Origin of the sequence: Acinetobacter sp. 1566109 (genome assembly GCF_000582255.1) — a bacterium.
Classification (GTDB): Bacteria; Pseudomonadota; Gammaproteobacteria; order Pseudomonadales; family Moraxellaceae; genus Acinetobacter; species Acinetobacter nosocomialis.
The window spans coordinates 1-666 of record NZ_JEYB01000218.1 but is presented as its reverse complement, the minus strand read 5'-3'; the positions used below and the strand labels follow the sequence as shown (position 1 = coordinate 666).

1 protein-coding gene and 1 pseudogene are annotated in these 666 nt (G+C 33.6%); both read left to right on the top strand.

The features are described 5' to 3' along the window. Positions 1-17: 17 nt before the first annotated feature. Positions 18-80, top strand: a pseudogene (locus tag J582_RS27575) (flavodoxin family protein); the annotation flags it as partial. A 4-nt stretch (positions 81-84) separates the two neighbouring features. After that, entirely contained in the window at positions 85-318 is a 234-nt protein-coding gene (locus J582_RS25500; RefSeq protein WP_031982202.1) for a DUF2798 domain-containing protein, read from the top strand. The last annotated feature ends 348 nt before the right edge of the window (positions 319-666 follow it).

The following is a 666-nucleotide window of genomic DNA, read 5'->3' as shown; positions in this document are numbered from 1 at the left end:
TATTATGAAATAATACTAAAACTGCTCAACAATTTGGAGAAAATTTTGCATTGACCTTAAGTGCTTATCAAGGAATATAAAACCATGAAAGCACAGAAACTTTTATTCCTCTTAATTTTATCGGGAATGATGTCTTTTATCGTTTCAGGTATTTCAACTTTTAAAGTAGTAGGACTCAATCATCACTTCGTTTCATTATGGGTATCAGCTTGGATTATTGCATGGATACTGGCTTTCCCAAGTGTATTGATTTGTGCTCCTGTAGCCCAGAAACTCGTTGACCTTGTATTTAAGAATGTTAAAAAAGTACGTCTGTAAGTTAAAACCTACAAAACTTGCGGTGATTTGCGGATATTCAGCTTTAGTATTATTTCATAATATATGAATCATAGAGAGACAGGATGTCTCATTAAAGAAGAATAAGAACGCAGGAAGCGGTAGTTGACAGGAGTTAGCTACATAAAGCTGAATACGAAGGAACCTCGACAGGATGTCGGGGTTTTTTCATTTCAATTATACAAAATTCTTACTTTTTAGATGTGCTGAGCAACAGAACTAATATTGATCCTATAAGTACGGCTAAATACCATCATTTTATTTGAAACTTCATTATTGGTTTTGTATTTTGCTTACCCCATCTTTAACCCAAAATCGTTTTGAACCATC

Excerpts from the sequence above, each read along its gene's own strand:
- J582_RS25500 (WP_031982202.1), top strand. The coding sequence starts at position 85 with ATGAAAGCACAGAAACTTTTATTCCTCTTAATTTTATCGGGAATGATG.